19 protein-coding genes are annotated in these 16,479 nt (G+C 62.2%); 11 read left to right on the top strand and 8 right to left on the bottom strand.

The genetic code is table 11. The features are described 5' to 3' along the window. Window positions 1-95 precede the first annotated feature (95 nt). Window positions 96-386 carry a putative quinol monooxygenase gene (locus LPB072_RS14945; RefSeq protein WP_066084343.1) on the top strand — a complete coding sequence of 97 codons (291 nt, stop codon included), beginning with the start codon at window positions 96-98 and terminating at the stop codon, window positions 384-386. A gap of 66 nt (window positions 387-452) precedes the next feature. After that, window positions 453-833 (top strand): VOC family protein, encoded by a 381-nt coding sequence (locus tag LPB072_RS14950; RefSeq protein WP_066084342.1) that lies wholly within the window; start codon window positions 453-455, stop codon window positions 831-833. On the opposite strand, the gene LPB072_RS14955 is transcribed toward LPB072_RS14950, so the two are convergent. Then, window positions 834-1,724 (bottom strand): LysR family transcriptional regulator, encoded by an 891-nt coding sequence (locus LPB072_RS14955; RefSeq protein WP_066084339.1) that lies wholly within the window; start codon window positions 1,722-1,724, stop codon window positions 834-836. Between the two features lie 106 nt (window positions 1,725-1,830). Here LPB072_RS14955 and LPB072_RS14960 point away from each other — a divergent pair, with 106 nt between their 5' ends. Together LPB072_RS14960 and LPB072_RS14965 are read left to right on the top strand one after the other, a co-directional pair. Further along, window positions 1,831-2,703, top strand: coding sequence for an MBL fold metallo-hydrolase (locus tag LPB072_RS14960; protein ID WP_066084334.1), 873 nt, complete (start codon window positions 1,831-1,833; stop codon window positions 2,701-2,703). Beyond that, entirely contained in the window at window positions 2,697-3,335 is a 639-nt protein-coding gene (locus LPB072_RS14965) for a DsbA family protein (RefSeq protein WP_066084331.1), read from the top strand. The genes LPB072_RS14960 and LPB072_RS14965 overlap by 7 nt, the downstream gene beginning before the upstream one ends. A gap of 40 nt (window positions 3,336-3,375) precedes the next feature. Here the strand turns inward: LPB072_RS14965 and LPB072_RS14970 are convergent, their stop codons facing one another. The 5 genes from LPB072_RS14970 to LPB072_RS14990 form a co-directional block, all read right to left on the bottom strand. After that, window positions 3,376-3,732, bottom strand: coding sequence for a VanZ family protein (locus LPB072_RS14970; protein WP_066084329.1), 357 nt, complete (start codon window positions 3,730-3,732; stop codon window positions 3,376-3,378). Window positions 3,733-3,763: 31 nt separating this feature from the next. Beyond that, on the bottom strand, window positions 3,764-4,501 hold the full coding sequence (locus LPB072_RS14975; protein WP_066084327.1) for a hypothetical protein: 738 nt from the start codon (window positions 4,499-4,501) through the stop codon (window positions 3,764-3,766). A gap of 40 nt (window positions 4,502-4,541) precedes the next feature. Further along, a complete protein-coding gene (locus LPB072_RS14980; RefSeq protein WP_066084325.1) occupies window positions 4,542-5,042 on the bottom strand; it encodes a GIY-YIG nuclease family protein in 501 nt (166 codons plus the stop codon). Window positions 5,043-5,065: 23 nt separating this feature from the next. Then, a complete protein-coding gene (locus LPB072_RS14985; RefSeq protein ID WP_066084924.1) occupies window positions 5,066-6,382 on the bottom strand; it encodes an enoyl ACP reductase FabMG family protein in 1,317 nt (438 codons plus the stop codon). A 171-nt stretch (window positions 6,383-6,553) separates the two neighbouring features. Further along, entirely contained in the window at window positions 6,554-8,773 is a 2,220-nt protein-coding gene (locus LPB072_RS14990; RefSeq protein ID WP_082876700.1) for an Ig-like domain-containing protein, read from the bottom strand. Between the two features lie 384 nt (window positions 8,774-9,157). Here LPB072_RS14990 and LPB072_RS14995 point away from each other — a divergent pair, with 384 nt between their 5' ends. The 4 genes from LPB072_RS14995 (at window position 9,158) to LPB072_RS15010 (ending at window position 12,322) form a co-directional block, all read left to right on the top strand. Continuing rightward, window positions 9,158-9,721, top strand: a complete 564-nt coding sequence (locus LPB072_RS14995; protein WP_066084324.1) for an outer membrane beta-barrel protein — start codon at window positions 9,158-9,160, stop codon at window positions 9,719-9,721. 85 nt (window positions 9,722-9,806) lie between these two features. Beyond that, window positions 9,807-10,046, top strand: a complete 240-nt coding sequence (locus tag LPB072_RS15000; protein ID WP_066084322.1) for a hypothetical protein — start codon at window positions 9,807-9,809, stop codon at window positions 10,044-10,046. Between the two features lie 125 nt (window positions 10,047-10,171). Next, complete coding sequence (locus LPB072_RS15005; RefSeq protein WP_066084321.1) at window positions 10,172-11,245, top strand: alkene reductase; 1,074 nt, start codon at window positions 10,172-10,174, stop codon at window positions 11,243-11,245. Between the two features lie 81 nt (window positions 11,246-11,326). Then, window positions 11,327-12,322, top strand: a complete 996-nt coding sequence (locus LPB072_RS15010; RefSeq protein WP_066084319.1) for a hypothetical protein — start codon at window positions 11,327-11,329, stop codon at window positions 12,320-12,322. Between the two features lie 90 nt (window positions 12,323-12,412). Here LPB072_RS15010 and LPB072_RS15015 read toward each other — a convergent pair whose 3' ends face one another. Next, window positions 12,413-13,168, bottom strand: a complete 756-nt coding sequence (locus LPB072_RS15015; RefSeq protein ID WP_066084919.1) for an SOS response-associated peptidase — start codon at window positions 13,166-13,168, stop codon at window positions 12,413-12,415. A gap of 85 nt (window positions 13,169-13,253) precedes the next feature. On the opposite strand from LPB072_RS15015, the gene LPB072_RS15020 reads away from it, so the two are divergent. From LPB072_RS15020 to LPB072_RS15030, 3 genes are all read left to right on the top strand, one after another. Further along, a complete protein-coding gene (locus tag LPB072_RS15020) occupies window positions 13,254-14,144 on the top strand; it encodes a M23 family metallopeptidase (protein WP_082876664.1) in 891 nt (296 codons plus the stop codon). Between the two features lie 214 nt (window positions 14,145-14,358). After that, window positions 14,359-15,180, top strand: coding sequence for a S1 family peptidase (locus LPB072_RS15025; RefSeq protein WP_197508834.1), 822 nt, complete (start codon window positions 14,359-14,361; stop codon window positions 15,178-15,180). A gap of 11 nt (window positions 15,181-15,191) precedes the next feature. After that, window positions 15,192-15,821 (top strand): DUF938 domain-containing protein, encoded by a 630-nt coding sequence (locus tag LPB072_RS15030; protein ID WP_066084316.1) that lies wholly within the window; start codon window positions 15,192-15,194, stop codon window positions 15,819-15,821. On the opposite strand, the gene LPB072_RS15035 is transcribed toward LPB072_RS15030, so the two are convergent. After that, on the bottom strand, window positions 15,818-16,456 hold the full coding sequence (locus LPB072_RS15035; RefSeq protein ID WP_157559331.1) for an SOS response-associated peptidase family protein: 639 nt from the start codon (window positions 16,454-16,456) through the stop codon (window positions 15,818-15,820). The two genes, LPB072_RS15030 and LPB072_RS15035, sit on opposite strands and share 4 nt — an antisense overlap. Between the last annotated feature and the right edge of the window lie 23 nt (window positions 16,457-16,479).

The following is a 16,479-nucleotide window of genomic DNA, read 5'->3' on the forward strand; positions in this document are numbered from 1 at the left end:
CGTCTGTACCGGATTATCAAATTGACTTTAGCTAGTTTATCCGGATCAATCGATGAAATACAGTCAAACCATCAACAACCCACGGAACACAAGCCATGAGCCAACTCACCATCGTCGCCAACATCCACGCCCATCCCGATCGCATCGACCTGGTCAAGGCCGAGCTGGAAAAACTGATCCCGATCACACGCGGCGAAAAGGGCTGCCTGCAGTACGACCTGCACCGCGACAACAACAACCCGGCCCATTTCATGTTCTATGAAAACTGGGAATCGCGCGAACTGTGGCAGACCCACATGTCAGCGCCCCACCTCGCCGCCTACTCGCAGGCCACCGAAGGCGCCGTGGTCGAGTTCGTGTTAAACGAAATGACGCCCATCGCCTGAGCGCAAAATGATCGGGTGAACATGGGCCGACCCATCCGCGCTCTCTTCACCCGCAGCCATAGCACCATGCCCATCCACAAGCTCGACCACGTCAACATACGCACCCACCAGCTCGTTACCCTGATCGGCTGGTACCAGCGCGTGTTGGGCTTGCGTGTCGGCGCCCGCCCCAACTTTCCGTTTCCCGGCGCCTGGCTGTTTGCGGGCGACACCGTGGTGGTGCACCTGATCGGCGTCGAAAGTCCGTCCGGCGCCGGATCGGAGTCGGAGTTGAAGCTGGAGCATTTCGCTTTTTCGGCCACCGATCTCGACGCGTTTGAAAACACGTTGCGCGAGCTGGGCGAGCCCCATCAGCGCGCGGAGCTCGCGTCCTTTGGGCTGGTGCAGATCAACCTCTGGGACCCCGACGGCAACCACCTGCACGTCGACTTCCCGAGCGGGCCCTGACTACCAGGGCACGGTCTTGAAGCGCTCCACCAGAAAGTCGAGCAAGGCGCGCACGTTGGCCGGCAAATGCTGGCGCGACATGTACAGCGCATACACCTTGAGCGCAGGTGGCCGCCATTCGGGCAACACGGCCAGCAGCTCTCCTCGCGCCAGGTGGGCGTTGGCCAGATAGGTCGGCTGCAAGGCGATGCCGCCACCGGACAGGGCCGCATGCAGCAGCACCGTGGCCTCGTTGGCGCTGAGACGACTGGGCACACCCACACTCACATTTTCCTTGCCGCGGGACAGCTTCCATGTGCTCTTGCCGAAATTGGCATAGCTGAGGCATTGATGTGCGGTCAGATCACCGGGCGCAGCAGGCACCCCATACCGATCGAGGTACGACGGTGAAGCCACCAGCACCGACTCGCACACCGCCAAGGGGCGCCCGATCAGCAAGGGATCGGGCTCGCTGCTGATGCGGATCGCCAGATCGATGCGCGCCTCGACCAGGTTGAGCGCGCCGTCGCCGACCTGCATGTCGACCTTCAACTGTGGGTGCAAAGCCAGAAAATCCGCGATCGCAGCCGCCAGGTGGGCATGGCCAAACGACATGCTGGTGGTCAGCCGCAACTGCCCGCGCAAGGTGTCGCCGCCGCTGTCGGTTTCCTCTTCAACAAGCGTGGCCAGCTCCAGCATCTGCTGGCAGCGGCGAAGCGCCTGCTCGCCGGCATCGGTCAGCGTGACGCGCCGGGTGGTGCGTTGCAGCAGGCGGGCCTGCAACCAGTTTTCCATTTCGGCCACGTAGCGCGTGACCATGGCGCGCGACATGTCGAGCTTGTCCGAAGCAGCGCGGAAGCTGCCCCCCGTGGCCACTTCGGTGAACACGCGCATGGCGGTGAGTCGGTCCATATTTGATCGATTTATGCAACAGTAAAGCGCATTTTGCGCGGTTTATTGTTCTGATTATAGAAACTAAACTGAGTTCCATCGCTACAACAACTTTGGAAAAAACACCATGATCCGCCGCACTTTCCTCGCCACCGCCGCTGCCCTGACCTTGGCCGCCAGCGGCAGCGCCTTCGCCGCCGAACCCCTGCAACTCAAGGTCTACACCGCCGATGCCAACAGCTTTGGCGTGAATTCCACCCTGGTCTATGGCGCCACCGAAGCCATGGTGATCGACGCCGGTTTCACCCGCGCCGACGCGCTGCGCATCGCCGCCAACGTGCTCGACAGCGGCAAACAGCTCAAGACCATTTACGTCAGCCAGGCCGACCCGGACTATTACTTCGGCGTCGAAACCCTCAAGGCCTTTTTTCCTGAAGCCGACGTGGTGACCACGCCCGCGGTGCTCGCCAAGCTCAGCGCCAAGATGGCCGGCAAAGTGGCGTTCTGGGGCCCCAAGATGGGCGCCAACGCACCCAAGCACCCGGTCACACCCAAAGCCTTGACCACCAACAGCCTGACGCTGGACGGTGAAACCATCGAAATCCGCGGCACCGAAGGCTTGCTGGCCCACCGCCCTTATGCCTGGATCCCTTCCATCAAAGCCGTCGTGGGCAACATCGCCGTGTTTGGCAACCTGCACGTCTGGACGGCCGACACCCAGACCGTGGCCGAGCGCAGCGCCTGGCTGACGCAGCTGGACGAAATGGCCGCCTTGCAACCCGCGACCGTGGTCCCTGGCCACATGGCCGTGGGCACCAAGACCGACGCCAGCGCTATTGCATACACCGCGCAATACCTGAAAACTTTCGAGAACGCGCTCGCCGCCAGCAAGAACAGCGCCGAATTGATCGAGAGCATGAACAAGGCCTACCCCAAGGCCGGCGGCGCCCTGTCGCTGGAAACCGGTGCCAAAGTCAATAAGGGAGAAATGAAATGGTAAAACACCTGACCTACCTGATGGACCCGTTTTGCGGCTGGTGCTATGGCGCTGCGCCCATGATCCAGGCCTTGCGCGCAGAGGCGAATGTCCAGATCACGATTGCACCCACAGGCCTGTTCGCCGGCGACAGCGGTGGCCCCATGAACGCTGAATTTGCCAGCTTCGCCTGGACCAATGACCAGCGCATCGCCAACCTCACAGGCCAGCGCTTCACCGCGGCCTACCGCACACAACTGCTCAACGACCACAGCAAGCGGTTCGATTCCGGCCCCGCCACACTGGCGCTCACCGCCGTTCACCTGACCGCGCCCGAGCGCGAACTCGACGCCCTGAGCGCTTTCCAGCTCGCCCGGTATGTGGACGGTCGCGACACCGCCGACCTGAACGTGCTGGCTGCGATCCTGGGCGAGTTGGCGCTGCACGCTGCGGCCGACCGCTTGATCTCGGGCGATGATGTGCTGGTCGGAACGAGCCGCAAACGCATGTCCAGCGCCCGACGCGACATGGCCACCTTCGGGGCGCAAGGGGTGCCCAACCTCATTCTGTCGAGTAGCGAAACCCGGCAACTGCTTTCCGGCGGCCTGCTGTATGGCGATCCCGCCCCCCTGCTGACCCGTTTGCGCACGACCTAGGAACCTGAAAACGGCCCTCGCCGACCAGCGCAGGGTCGGGTCAGCCGTGTGCCCGTGCAGGCGTTCGCAGGCAAGCAGCGGCCATTGCCCATGCCAGGCCGATGCCCAGCAAGTCGGCACCCCAGTCGGCCCAGCTCGGGCTGAAGCCAGGCAGGAACATCTGGTGGATCTCGACGGCGCCACCCAGGCCAGCCCCGACCAGCGCCAGCGTGCCCACGCGCCATGTCGTCGCCCAGCGCAGCGCAAACCAGACTGCGAAAAACGCGGCACCATGCGCCCATTTGTCTTCAGCACTGTAGAGCACCCGCATGGCCGGCCATTGCACGATCTGGTAGCCGATCCACATGAACAGGGCGACCAGCAACAGCTTGGCCGGGGGTTTGGTTTGGGACTTCATTGCGCGAACGGTTCAGGGTGGCGCCAGGGCTTCAACATCCAAGCAAGGCCCTGGCCGCTTCGATGCGCGAGGCAACGGGCACCGAGGCATCGTTCATGATGTCTTGCAGGAACAGTCTGGGGTCTTCGTAGCGTGCTTTCACGGACGGCCCATGAGCGACTGAAGCCGGACCGGATACGTCAGGCGCGAGGGCGTGTGCCGCCACCGGCAATTGACCCAGCGCAGCCTCAAACGCGGAAGGAACGATGCATTTCAAGCGGCCAAGCAGTTCCGCCTGGGCATCTTCTCCGGGGGGCAAATCCAGCAGCGGTTCATCGCCAAACACCGCGGCCAGATCGGGGGCCACAAACGCCGACCAGTTGCCAGAGTCGCCTTGGGCAGCGGGGATCACCGCCGTAGACGCAACGCCATCGTGCGAAGGCCTCAAGCCCACCCGATGGGGCTTCACATCGGGCAGGTAACGCTGGCGCAGCCCTTGCAAAAACGCGAGGGCTTGCGCCTGAGGCACAGGCACCGCCAGAGAGAACCACAATTCGTAAGCGTCCAACCCATTGACAGCAATGGCGGGGGCTGGCAGCTCCAGATCGATTTGTACGCCGCGCCACACGGCAGACAACAGCGACCAATCGGCAGGCCCGCTGAGCGACACCACCATGGCACGCACCCGGCCATCGGAATCAACCAGACCCAAGGTGGCCTCACCAGGTGCGTTCATGGCGCCAGGTGAGCGATACAGGCGCTGAATCTCAGCGGAGAGGCGGGGTGTCATATCGCTTTCAAGGGGTCACAGACAAAAAAAGCGCAAGCACTCATGGGGCGGCACTCAAAACGCCAGCCAGGCCAGCCAGATAAAACTTCTCGAAGGAAACCTGAAACTCTGTACGAACCGAATCCGGGACGGTCGCTCTTCGGTTCAACGGGGGATCAAACCAGTCAATCAAGCGCTTTTCAGACGCGGTGAGCATTGCCACCAGTTCTGGCTTCGCGTAGAGCAACAGCCGGCTTTGAGGAAACACGGTGAGCGCCTGTCGCTGAAACACCTGCAGCTTGTAGTCATTGGGCGAATGCGGTTGAAAAGGCTGAAGGTATTCCCTGACCCGCCGCCTGAGCGACCGCGTTTTCCCGATATAGAGCAAGCGTTCAGCGGGCTGCGTTTCATCGATTCTGAGCGTCCAGGCATAGATGCAAGGCGTTGCGTGAGTGGGGTGCAACAACTGCGCAATGTCCCCGTTCATCCCGTCCTGCAGCGTGGCATCTCCACACACAAGTCCAAACTCATCATCAAACTGGATGCGTTTGGAGCCGGCCATATCCTTCACAGCCAAAACCGGAATCAGGCGTGCATCTGGTTCAACAAACGCGCAATCAAATCGTGGTTCAGCCAGAGCACGGGGCCGGTGGGTGCCGACGACTCGCGGAACATCAGCGGACCTGTGGCTTCAATGACCAGAGCACTGAGCAGGTCGGTGATCAATGCGCTGCGCTCTTTGTGCATGGCGGTGATGTCGTCAGACGAGCCGATCATGATTTCCGCCAGCTCCGGACTGTTGGCCATGGGCCAGGCAGCGAAGTTGCTGTAGCCCTTCATCACATCGCTGGCGTAGAAATCGGCGATGCGCTGCATCACCACCTCCAGGTCTTCCCCGCTCTTGAGCAGGTCGCGGCAAGCCAGCCATTGCGCCTCGGCCCAGGCACCGCCATTTTCCTTTTTCAAGGCATTCAACAGCGAGAACAACGGCAGCTCGACACCGACAAAAATGTCAGACGAGTTGGTGCGGATCTCGGGGCAATTGAAAACGGTGGCCTTGATGCCGTTTTCCCAGGCCGCCTGGGCAACGCGCTCCAGGCGCATCTTGGCGTAACCCTGGGTGTAGTTGGAATAGGTTTGCCACTGATAGCGGTCTTCGATCAGCACTTCCGTCCCGTGGTAGCCGTAGGCGCTGTAGCGCACCTGGCCACCCTTGGCTTCGATGCGCTGGCGAATCGCAGCGCTGCCGTCGATCAGGTGCTGGAATGTGTTGGCCGACACCTCATCGAAGTTTTGCAGGATCAGCTTGCCCAAGTCACTTTGCAGCAACACATCGGACGACTGGAAACGGTCGCCACGGCCCTTGTAGATCCGGTTGGCAATGGCCAGGAACACCTTGGCCTTGGGGATGCCGCCGGCCATGGTGTGGGCAAAAAACACATTGCGGCCATCGGGAATCATGCCGTCCAGCGTGGTCATGACCTGGGCCACTGAATCGGTGAAGCGCTTGACACCGACTTCACGGCATTTTTCGATGTGGGCCCAGTCGAGCTTGTCTTCGGTCCAGGTCTTGAGCGTGAGCTTGCTCAGCATTTCGGTCGGTGTGGGCGTGCCTGCGGGCGAATCGGCGTCAAAGCCTGCCATGAGGGGCACGTTGATGATCTTGCCGCCCAGATTGGCCTCGCCTGCTGCCAACTCCTCGTCATTCAAGGGGCGCAGCGTGCCATCGGCTTCTCGGCGACCCACGGTGATGCCCACGATGGTCATGCCCGCGCTGCGCGCTTCGTTCACCAGACCGTTGGCGTAGCCGCGGCCAAAGAGCTCGCCAAACAAGACAAACACATCCCCGTTCTTGAAGATGTTCTGCTGGGGCAACTGGGTCAAAGGGATAGGGCTGTTCATGGGGTTGGTACCGTTCTTCTGGGTCATTTGACTGGCGGCCGCACCATTTCAGGATCAGCCGCAAAAGCGCTATTTTCCCAGACTGGCGCGCAACGCGTTTCAAACCCGGTTCAGGCCAAAAAAAAGCGCCCGGTTGGGGCGCCCTTCAGGCCCAAGAAGGGCTCGGCCGCATCAGCGAGTGAAGCTCAGCGTCTCGGGCAGAGGCAGAGCGATGGGCACCTCATAGAAAGGGCCTGCTTCATCAGGATCAATCACCACCATGCCGTTGCTTTTGAAGAACTCGGCAATCTGGATCTGCCCGCCCACGGCAAACGCTGCCATCGAAGGGGTGCCGATGTTGGTCAGGAAGGTATGCGGATTTTTGGGCACCGTTTTGGGTTCACCCATATCGAAGGCATAAGCCAGGTCGTTACGGAACAGGGTCGTGCGGTCTTCCAGGCTGCCAGCGCGCACGATGGCGCTGCTGGTGGGGTTGGGCACGGTCTGGTCGCCCTTGGCAAATTGCACGATCACCGGTTTCGCCGAGCTGCCCCTGAGCGGCTGCTTGCGAATCAGCGACGCATAAGACACCGGGTTACCCGCTTGCTGCACCCACTCGTAGCGGTCCAGCACTTCGGCAATCGCCATGGCGCCCGGCACGCTGTTGACCACCGGTGGCAGATTGCGCAGCGGCATGTTCTCCTGGAAGTTGAACGGAAATGGCAGGGCAGCCGTGGGCACCAGGTTCATCAAAGTCGGCGTGCGCGCAAACAGAGCCAGGCCGGTCAAGCCGCGGAACGCGCCCAGCCGCGCCACTTCGGTGATCGAGCCTCCCGGCACATTGGGCACACCGGCCTTGATGTTGGGCTCCACGCCCAGCAGCATGGTGCCGTAGATACCGCCAAACGATTGCCCGGCGTAATAAATGCGCTGGGCGTCGAGGTCGGCAGCGCCATCGCCATCCACATCCATGCCCACCTCCACCTGGCGCACCAGCTGCATCAGATCGATCACCGTCTGGCGCAGGCTGTCACGGCTGTTGATGGCCGTGCGCGGTGCCGCTGCGCTGGAGCCTTCAGTGGAGTCGATCACCCCGCTGCCATCTTGGTCAATACCACGCCCGCCAGCGGGCACGGTCACCATGCCGGCCGATGTGGACGTCACGTTCAGCGAACCCATTGCACCACCCCCATGACCCACGACATTGATCGACAGCGTGGCAATGCCCCTTGACGCAAAGGTCGAGGCCACGGTCCATGGGGCTCCATACATGCTGTCGGTAAAGCCATGACCAAAGATGGCGACCGGCCAACCGCCAGCCGGCTTGGCGCCTGAAGGAACAAACAACTGGAACACCAGTTCCTGTGTGCCCTGCGCCCTGGGTTGACCCCAAAGCGAGTTCACCGGCGGCATGTATTCGCCCGCCACCAGGTAGTTGGGGGACTGGAAGCGGCCGTAGGCGATTTGCCCGACAGCCCCGGGCATCACATTCAATGCAGACAAAAACAACGGCGATGGCGTGTAGACCGGCGCGGTACCGGTCTGGCGGTTGAACTCTATGGCCGCCACATCAGACAAGTCAAAAACAGCGCGGGAGGTCGCCCCTCCTGCATTGCCGATCATGAAATTGGCACTGGCCGGGCGCGAGCGTTTGATCTGGCGCATGACTTTCACCAGGTCGCCCGTGGTGCTCTGTGTGGTGAACAACGAAGCGGCCGCGACCTGTGTGCCACGGGGCGTGCGCACCGAACGCACCGCATCGCGCAACTCGCGCTCGTAAGCGGCATCGCTGTCGCGTGGTTGGCGCGGCTTGTGCCAATGGTGTTTGGAATAGCGGCGGTCCCAGCGGTCGCGCCAATCGTTTCCGGGCTTGTCCCCTGCGAAATCACTCACCGCGATCTTTTTGCCCTGCAGGTCGCGAACGCCATTGGTGACCACCAGCAGGTAGCGTGAATGTTCGGCCAGCAACTCGTCGGGTTCAAAAACCAGTGTCTGGCTTGAGGGATCCCACAGCACCTGGTTGATCCCCACCTTTTCCCCATAGCCTCGCCGGCCCACCGTATCACCCAGATTGAGCAAATACACGGTGTCACTGCTGACCGAAGCCAGGTCGATGTCACCATCAAACGGCACCGTGATGCGGGGCTGGGTAGAAAAGCCGTCGAGCGTGTTGATCACATCAATGTCGGCGCAGTCGCTCACCTGTACCGCGCAATCGGGTTTCGGCAAATCCACGCGCCGAAAAGTCACGTTGGCGTAGTCCAGCCTGGTCAGGCGGTTCGAAGGAAACGGACTCGCATCGTCGTCGTAACGCACGGTGACACCGCTGGCGGCCATCACCGCGACGGGCAGAAGTGCGAACGCCGCAGTGGCGCCGAGCTTTCGAGCCAATGGAACAAAGGAATGGGGCATGAGGGTCTCCTGTTTGAGCCGCCAGAAGACGGCCATTTTTTCTGGTTCCGAACACCACTGACTCGCGTATGCGGTGTGCAAGATACCGCGTCGTTTCGGGTTCACGCAACCCTTCACGGCAACACGGCGGATCAACGTCGCCCGCGCAAACGCTCAGGCAACAATCTTTATAGGCCTCTGCCAAACGATCCGCCAGTGGCTCTAGCGTTAACCCTGAGCCCCATCGACCGAATCGAGTCACCCAGTGGACAGCACAAAAGGTGAGGCAAGGCCACCCGTTGCACCCCGATACACCCTGCCACAGCATCGGAATGCCTGGCGCCGATAGACTATGAGCCTGTCGGCAAGCCATTGCCCCACCCTTCACTCTCATAAGGAACGACCATGAAAAAGTCCTCAGCGCTGACCTGCCTGATCGCCCCCGCCCTGCTCGCCCTGAGCGCCCAGACCGCCATGGCGCAAGACGTCTATGGCGAAGTGGGTTATTCAGCCATGTCCACCGAGTTGTCGGTGCCCCTGATCGGCCTTTCCGCCAAAGCCAAGCCCACCATGGTTCGCGCACTTGTGGGCGTCTCTCCCTTGGGGGGACTGTCCATTGAAGGCATTGCGGCTGGCAGCCTGTCAGACGACAGCTTCTCCGCCAATGCCTCAGGCAGCAGCAGCGCTGTTCAGCTGGGTCGCGCCAAAGTCAACCAGATTCTGGGCGTCTATGTGGGCAGCCGCCTGGGCCTGGGGCCCGTTGAGTTGTTTGGGCGTGTGGGCATGGCAAAGAGCGAGGTCCAGTTCAAAGGCCTGGGCAACGGCAACGAAACGGATATCTCCTACGGCGGCGGCGTGCGCCTGATTCCATTTGATACCTTCACACTCAGCGCCGACTACATGCGCTACCTCGACAAGGACGGTGCCCGTATCGACGGCTACACCCTGAGCGTGGGTCTGAAGTTCTGACCCAAGGCAGTCGCAAACCCACCGCCCACCGCCCAGCGCCTGGCAGCTGGGCGGTTGTGCGTTTGTCAAAGTGACCTCACCCCGAATGACCATTCGCCTGACGCTGAAGCCGGTGAATACCAACGTGGTGGCCGTGCACCAGGCGGACGGCCTGCACGTGGGCAATCTCAAGCGGATTGGCTCGCTCTGGAAGTTCAAGGCTGTCGGCTACGCCAGCGATGGCGCGGTGGAACCAGGCTGCGGCCCGCTGACCTTGCAGCACAACGCGCTCTTCGACGAGCCAGAAGAAGCCTCAGTGAATCAACGCCTGGCACCGCATTTGTAAGTGCCTGCTGGCTGGTTTGACAGCGTTCGACGCATTCCCTACCGGGTTCTCAAAAGGTCTGCTGGCTCAAATGAATTGAAGAGGTGATACCTTGCGGAGTATCTCCACTCAACACAACTCGAACCATGCTTTTTGACTCCCTGCAGGTTGGCGCGATCAACCTGCCCAACCGCATCCTACTCGCTCCCCTGACCCGCGCCCGCGCCGGACTGGACCACATGCCCAACGACATGATGGCCGAGTACTACGCCCAGCGCGCCAGCGGTGGTCTGCTGATCACCGAGTGCACCATGGTCGCCCCCAACACCTCGGCCTTCACCACCGAACCCGGCATCTACTCCCCCGAGCAAATCGCCGGCTGGAAGAAAGTCACCGAAGCCGTTCACGCCAAAGGCGGCCGCATCTTCATGCAGATCTGGCACGCGGGCCGCGCCGCGCACCCGGCGATGAACGGTGGCGCCGACAACGTCGGCCCCAGCGCCATCGCCATCGAAGGCGAGGTGCACACCCCCGAAGGCAAGCTACCCAACGCCCAGCCCCGTGCCCTGACCCTGGAAGAAATTCCAGCGATGGTGCAGGCCTACGTGCAAGGCGCCAAGAACGCAATCGAAGCCGGCTTTGACGGTGTCGAAGTGCACGGCGCCAACGGCTACCTGATCGACCAGTTCCTGCGCGACAGCGCCAACCAGCGCACCGACGGCTACGGCGGCTCGCTGGAGCACCGCGCCCGCTTCCTGTTCGAGGTCTTGACCGCCGTGACCGCCGCCATCGGCGCCGACCGCGTGGGTCTGCGCCTGTCGCCCCTGAACAGCTACAACAGCATGATCGACAACGATCCGCTGGCACTGATCGGCTTCCTGGCCGAGCACCTCAACCAGTTCGACCTGGCCTACCTGCACGTCATGCGCTCGGACTTCTTCCAGAAGCAGGCGGCCGACGTGATGCCGGTGGCCCGCGCGAAGTACAAAGGCGTGCTGATCGGCAACATGGGCTACTCGCCTGCCGAGGCCGAGCAGGCGATCAGCGAAGGCAAGCTCGATGCGGTCGCATTCGGCACCGCCTTCCTGGCCAACCCCGATCTGCCAGAGCGCATCCAGGCCGACGCCGAGCTGAACCAGCCCAACCCCGCCACCTTCTACACGCCAGGCCCAGAGGGCTACACCGACTACCCGGTGATGGCCACCGAAACGGTCGCCTGACACCGGTTCGACACGAACCTGTCACGCAGGATTCACGAGGGGGCGCGACCATGTCGTGTCCCCTTTTTTCATGGATCCTTCATGCATCAGATTTCCCGCGCCCTGGTCTTTTGCGCCGCCAGCGCCTGCGCCAACCTGGCCGCTGCCCACCCTTTCAGCTTTGCCCTGTGGGGCGACATGCCCTACGCCAAAAACAAGGACAGCGAGTCCACCCATGCCGTCATCCAGAGCATCAACCGCTCCAAGGTGCGCTTCTCGATCTACGACGGCGACATCAAAGACGGCAGCTCCCAGTGCACCGACAACATCTACACCGACGCGGTCGCGATGTTCAACAGCCTCAAGCAACCGGCTGTGTACGTGCCCGGTGACAACGAATGGACCGATTGCCACCGCACCAACAACGGCGGCTACAACGGCCTGGAGCGTCTGGACCACCTGCGCAAGGTGATGTTCAGCCAGCCGCGCAGCTTCGGGCAGAAGACCATGAAGCTGACCCAGCAGGGCCAGCCCGGCCAGAAGTTCGCGGAAAACACCCGTTTTGCCCACGACGGCGTGATGTTCGTAAACGTCAACATGCCCGGCAGCAACAACAACCTGGTGACATCCGAAAAGGATTGCGCCAAGAAGAGCGCCCGCGTCGCGGCCGACTGCGAAGCGAACAACGTCGAGTATCTGGAGCGCGACGCGGCCAACATCGCGTGGCTGCGCACCGCGTTCACCATCGCGCGCCGCGCCCGACACGCGGGCCTCGTGCTCGTTTTTCAGGCCGATCCCGGCTTTGACCTGCCCGAGACCGAAGAGACCGACGAAAGCCAGCAGCCCCGCTTCGAGGGCTACCAGGCATTCATGAAAGCCCTGGTACAGGAAACCGAGCAGTACAAAGGCCAGGTCTTGCTGGTGCACGGCGACACGCACTTCTTCAAGATGGACAAGCCGCTGTACAGCCCCTCGAAGGTCCTGTCCAACCTGACCCGCCTGCAAACCTTTGGCAGCCCGGTGAACCACTGGGTGAAGGTCTCGGTGGACGTGACATCGCCCGAAGTGTTCACCATCCGCCCGGTGATGGTGCCCTGAACCTGCGCCTCAACACGCAGAAACAGGGCCTTGGTGGCATGACCAAGGCCCTGTTGCATGGCGGCTTGGTCTCACCCGAACGGGCAATCCTCAGGCCTTGACCTTGTGCAATTTTTGAATCGGGTTGGCCGTCAGTTTTTCGGCCGGATACGGGCGCAAAAACTCCTTCGCCTTATCGGGTCTGGCTTGCAACCACGCATCGAACGAGCCTTCGTTCAGGATGGCCAGCATCCGTTTTTCAGCGCCGGGCTGCTGGTAACGATGGATCAGTGCGTGGCTGTTGGCGTTCACCGTGAGCAGGCAAAAGCTCATGATTTCTTCGCCCTCCGCGCTGACCCAACGCTCCCACAAACCGGCCGCACCCATGGACCGGCCGTCGACCCGGGCAATCCGGGTATGCACCGCTTTGCCACTGCGGTAATCCTCTTCCTGGAATGCCTGCATGGGCACGATGCAGCGTTGACCGGCCAGCCAGGCGTCGCGAAACGCGGTGGTCGTGGTCACGGTTTCCTGCCGCGCATTCACCAGCTTGGTCGAGCGCAACTTGGCATCCGACGCGGATTTCACCCATTTGGGCACCAGGCCCAACTGCCCCACCACCAGCTCGCGGACAAGCGGCTTTGGGCCCGCTGGCGGCGCCTCGGCGTCCAAACCCGAGCCCTCGCCGGCTTCAGCACCATCCAGCGCCTCCTCGACAGCCACCGCCAGGGGCACTGCCATCGCACGGATAAACGCCCCCGGACGACGCGGCCAGACCTGATCGCCGGGAAGCTCGGCGGGCGCTCGAACGCCAAACGCGTCGAGGTACATGCCGGCATGCGGCAAACTTTCATATTGAACACTCATGCGCAGCATGCTAGCGCAGTAACCACCCCATTCACGCGCTGCGGCGCCCATACTTGGCATTCATTGCTTCTTTGTGCCCCGTGCCATGACCCATCATCCCCACCACCAGACCAATCCGCCCAGACTCACGCGCCGCAACACCCTGCTCGCGGGCCTGGTCACGCTGTTCGGCGCCCCGAACCACTTCGCGTTCGCTGGGCAGGCAGACACCCAGATCCTGCCCAGAACGCTGGTGGTGCCCGGCGGCGTGGTCCGGCTTGCTTTGGGCCCCGCAGCAGACCGCCCTCTGGTTTCTTCGGATGGGGTGCCCATCAGGGTCATCGGCGACCCCATCGCCTGGACCGCGCTCGTGGGCATCCCGCTCGGCGCAGAACCCGGCGAGGGGCGCGTCACCGTTGCGCAGGCGAATGCGCCGGACCGAACCATCCCCTACGTCATAACGCCCAAGCGCTACAGCGAACAACGGCTGAAAGTGGCCCCCGGCCATGTGGATTTGTCGCCCGAAGACCTGGCGCGCTACGAACGCGAGAGGCAAAGGTCACAAGACATCGTGACCACCTTCAGCGAACCGCTGAGCGACGCCTTCGACCTGCGCATGCAGATACCCGTACACGGTCGGCGCTCCAGCTCGTTCGGCCTGCGCCGCGTGTTCAACGGGCAGTCCCGCAACCCCCACACCGGCATGGACATTGCCGCACCCGCTGGCACCCCCGTTCGCGCCCCCATGGCAGCACGGGTGATCGACAACGGCGATTACTTCTTTAATGGCAACACCATCTGGCTCGACCACGGCGCCGGCCTGCTCAGCATGGTTTGCCATCTCAGCGCCATCCGGGTTCGCACGGGCGATGTCGTGGCATTGGGCGATGACATCGGTGCGGTCGGCGCTACCGGCCGTGTCACAGGCCCGCATCTGCATTGGGGCGTGATGCTCAACCGCACCATGGTCGATCCCGCGCTGTTCCTGGCGGACTGACACCAGTGGATACGGTCTTTCCCGGTTCGAATTCCGTGATGGCAACACCCGTCCGTGTGTCCTAAGAGAGCGCAGCCGGTGAAAGCGTTGTATTCACCCCGCTCGCCCCCCTGAAATTCGAGAAATAGCGCTCAAATCCGGGCTGATCCCGACTTTCCTCAAAGTCACCCGCCGCAATGTCACCAACAAAGCCCAAAGCTGCCAAACTTCACCCGTGACCAAAGATTCCACATCGTCAACGACCGCATTGCCACACTCTGCGCCTGCCGCAGTGGATCCGCTTTTTCTGGCCGCTCCCAGGGTCTCGACCTTTCTCGGAACCTATGCACTGACCAATGCCAGCGGCTTCTTCTTCGAGCGTGACAACCACTTGTTTCTGGTCACCAGCCGCCACGTGGTGGTCGACCAGGCCACAGAACACCGGCCCGATCGCATTGAAATCGAACTGCACACCGATGCCGCCGATCTCACCAAGTCGACGCGGTTCTCCTTGCCACTTTACGCCGACGGCGAATCGCTGTGGCGCCAGGGCAAAGACAGCGGGGGCGACATCGACGTCGCCGTGATCGAGATGGACCGGGAAAGACTCCCAGCCGGCGCCATCGTGCGCGCCTTTTCGCCTGAGCACATGCCCAGGACCTTTGGTGAAGTTCCTGTGGATGCACCGCTGCTGGTGGTGGGTTTTCCACTGGGTTTTCACGACACCGTCCACCACCTGCCCGTGGTTCGCACCACGGGCATCGCTTCGCCGTATGGCATTCGTTTTCAAGGGAAAGGCTTCTTTCTCACAGACGCACGCACCCACCGCGGCACCAGTGGTGCGGCCGTGGTGATGCGCGACACCTCGCCCGGCGAGCACACATCCGAATTGCCCTGGAAGTTGCTCGGCGTGCACTCTTCCCGCATGGACATGGGCAACCGCGACCTGGTGCGCGACGAATCTCTGGGTCTCAATTGCGCGTGGTATGCCAGCATCCTTGTCACGCTCACACAGGATCAGCCCCCCCCTTTCCCTGATGGTTCAAGTACGTTGTGAAATAGAAATCCATGAACGACCTGCCTTTCAGTCCCGCTGCGGATCGCAACAAACATGCCATTCTTGAAGTCATGCAGCGGGTGCTGCCCGCAGGCGGGCGCATGCTCGAGGTGGCCTCAGGAACGGGCCAGCATGCGGCCTGGCTGGGCGCCAACATGCCTGGCTGGGAGTGGCAGCCCACCGAAACCAACAGCACGGCCCTGCCCACCATCGCTGCCTGGGCGCGGCAAGCCTCTGCCACCAATGTCAAGGCCCCTTGCCTGCTCAATGCCACCGATCCGCAATGGCCAGCCGACGACGAAACGCTGGCCAGCGACTTTGCGCAGCCCTTTGATGCGGTGTCTTGCTCAAACATGTTGCACATCGCCCCCTGGAATGCCTGCCTGGGTCTGGTGGCCGGGGCTGCCCGCCATCTCAAACCGGGCGGGCTCCTGATGATTTACGGGCCATTCCTTGAAGAGGGCGTTGTCACGACCCAAAGCAACCTCAATTTTGATGCCAGCTTGCGCAGTCAGAATCCCCAATGGGGCCTCAGGCAGCGCGTTGCGGTTGAAGCAGCCGCGCAGCTTGTGGGTCTGGTACCGATCGAACGGATCGCCATGCCCGCCAACAACCTGATGCTGGTGTTCAGACGCGCCTAAAAAGGCAGCGTGCCCTGAGGGTCTGACCGAAGCGGTGCGGCCTGCCCAATCAGCGCCACCCCGGGCTGGCGGTCCAGCCATGACAAAGCCTGATCAGCGGGCTGCCTCAGCCAGACGAACCCCTCGCTGGCCCCAAGCAAGCGCAACTGGCGCTTTTCGTCCCCCGGGCGGTGCAAGCGATTGAGCAAGGCATGGCTGTCGGCATTGGCGGTGAGCAAAGAGAAACTGTGCACCGCCTGACCCGTGTCGGGCTGAATCCAGCATTCGTGCAACGCGGCGGCCAGCAGGGGTTTTCCGTCCGCCGCCTCAACCCGCCAACGCACCGCGCGCCCGGTTTCCCAGCAAGGCTCGAAATAATTCAACATCGGCACAAGGGCAAAACACCGCTCGCGCCAGGCGCTGCGGAAACTGGGCTTTTCCTGCACGGTTTCACACCGCGCGTTGTAGGTACCGCGGCCCACCGTGGCCGCATGGGCGGTGTCACGGCACCAACGCGGAACCAGTCCGAAACGGGCCAGACTCACCCGCGTGCCTGCTGCCCCTTGCTGCGCCGTGAGAATGGGAGCGAGATAGCCGGGATAGGTCTCCGCCGGCCAGGTTTCGACAGGCCAGGTCAGAGGACCCAGCTCGGTCATGGGCAACAAATGGTTCGGCGTCG

Source organism: Hydrogenophaga crassostreae (assembly GCF_001761385.1).
GTDB lineage: Bacteria > Pseudomonadota > Gammaproteobacteria > Burkholderiales > Burkholderiaceae_C > Hydrogenophaga > Hydrogenophaga crassostreae.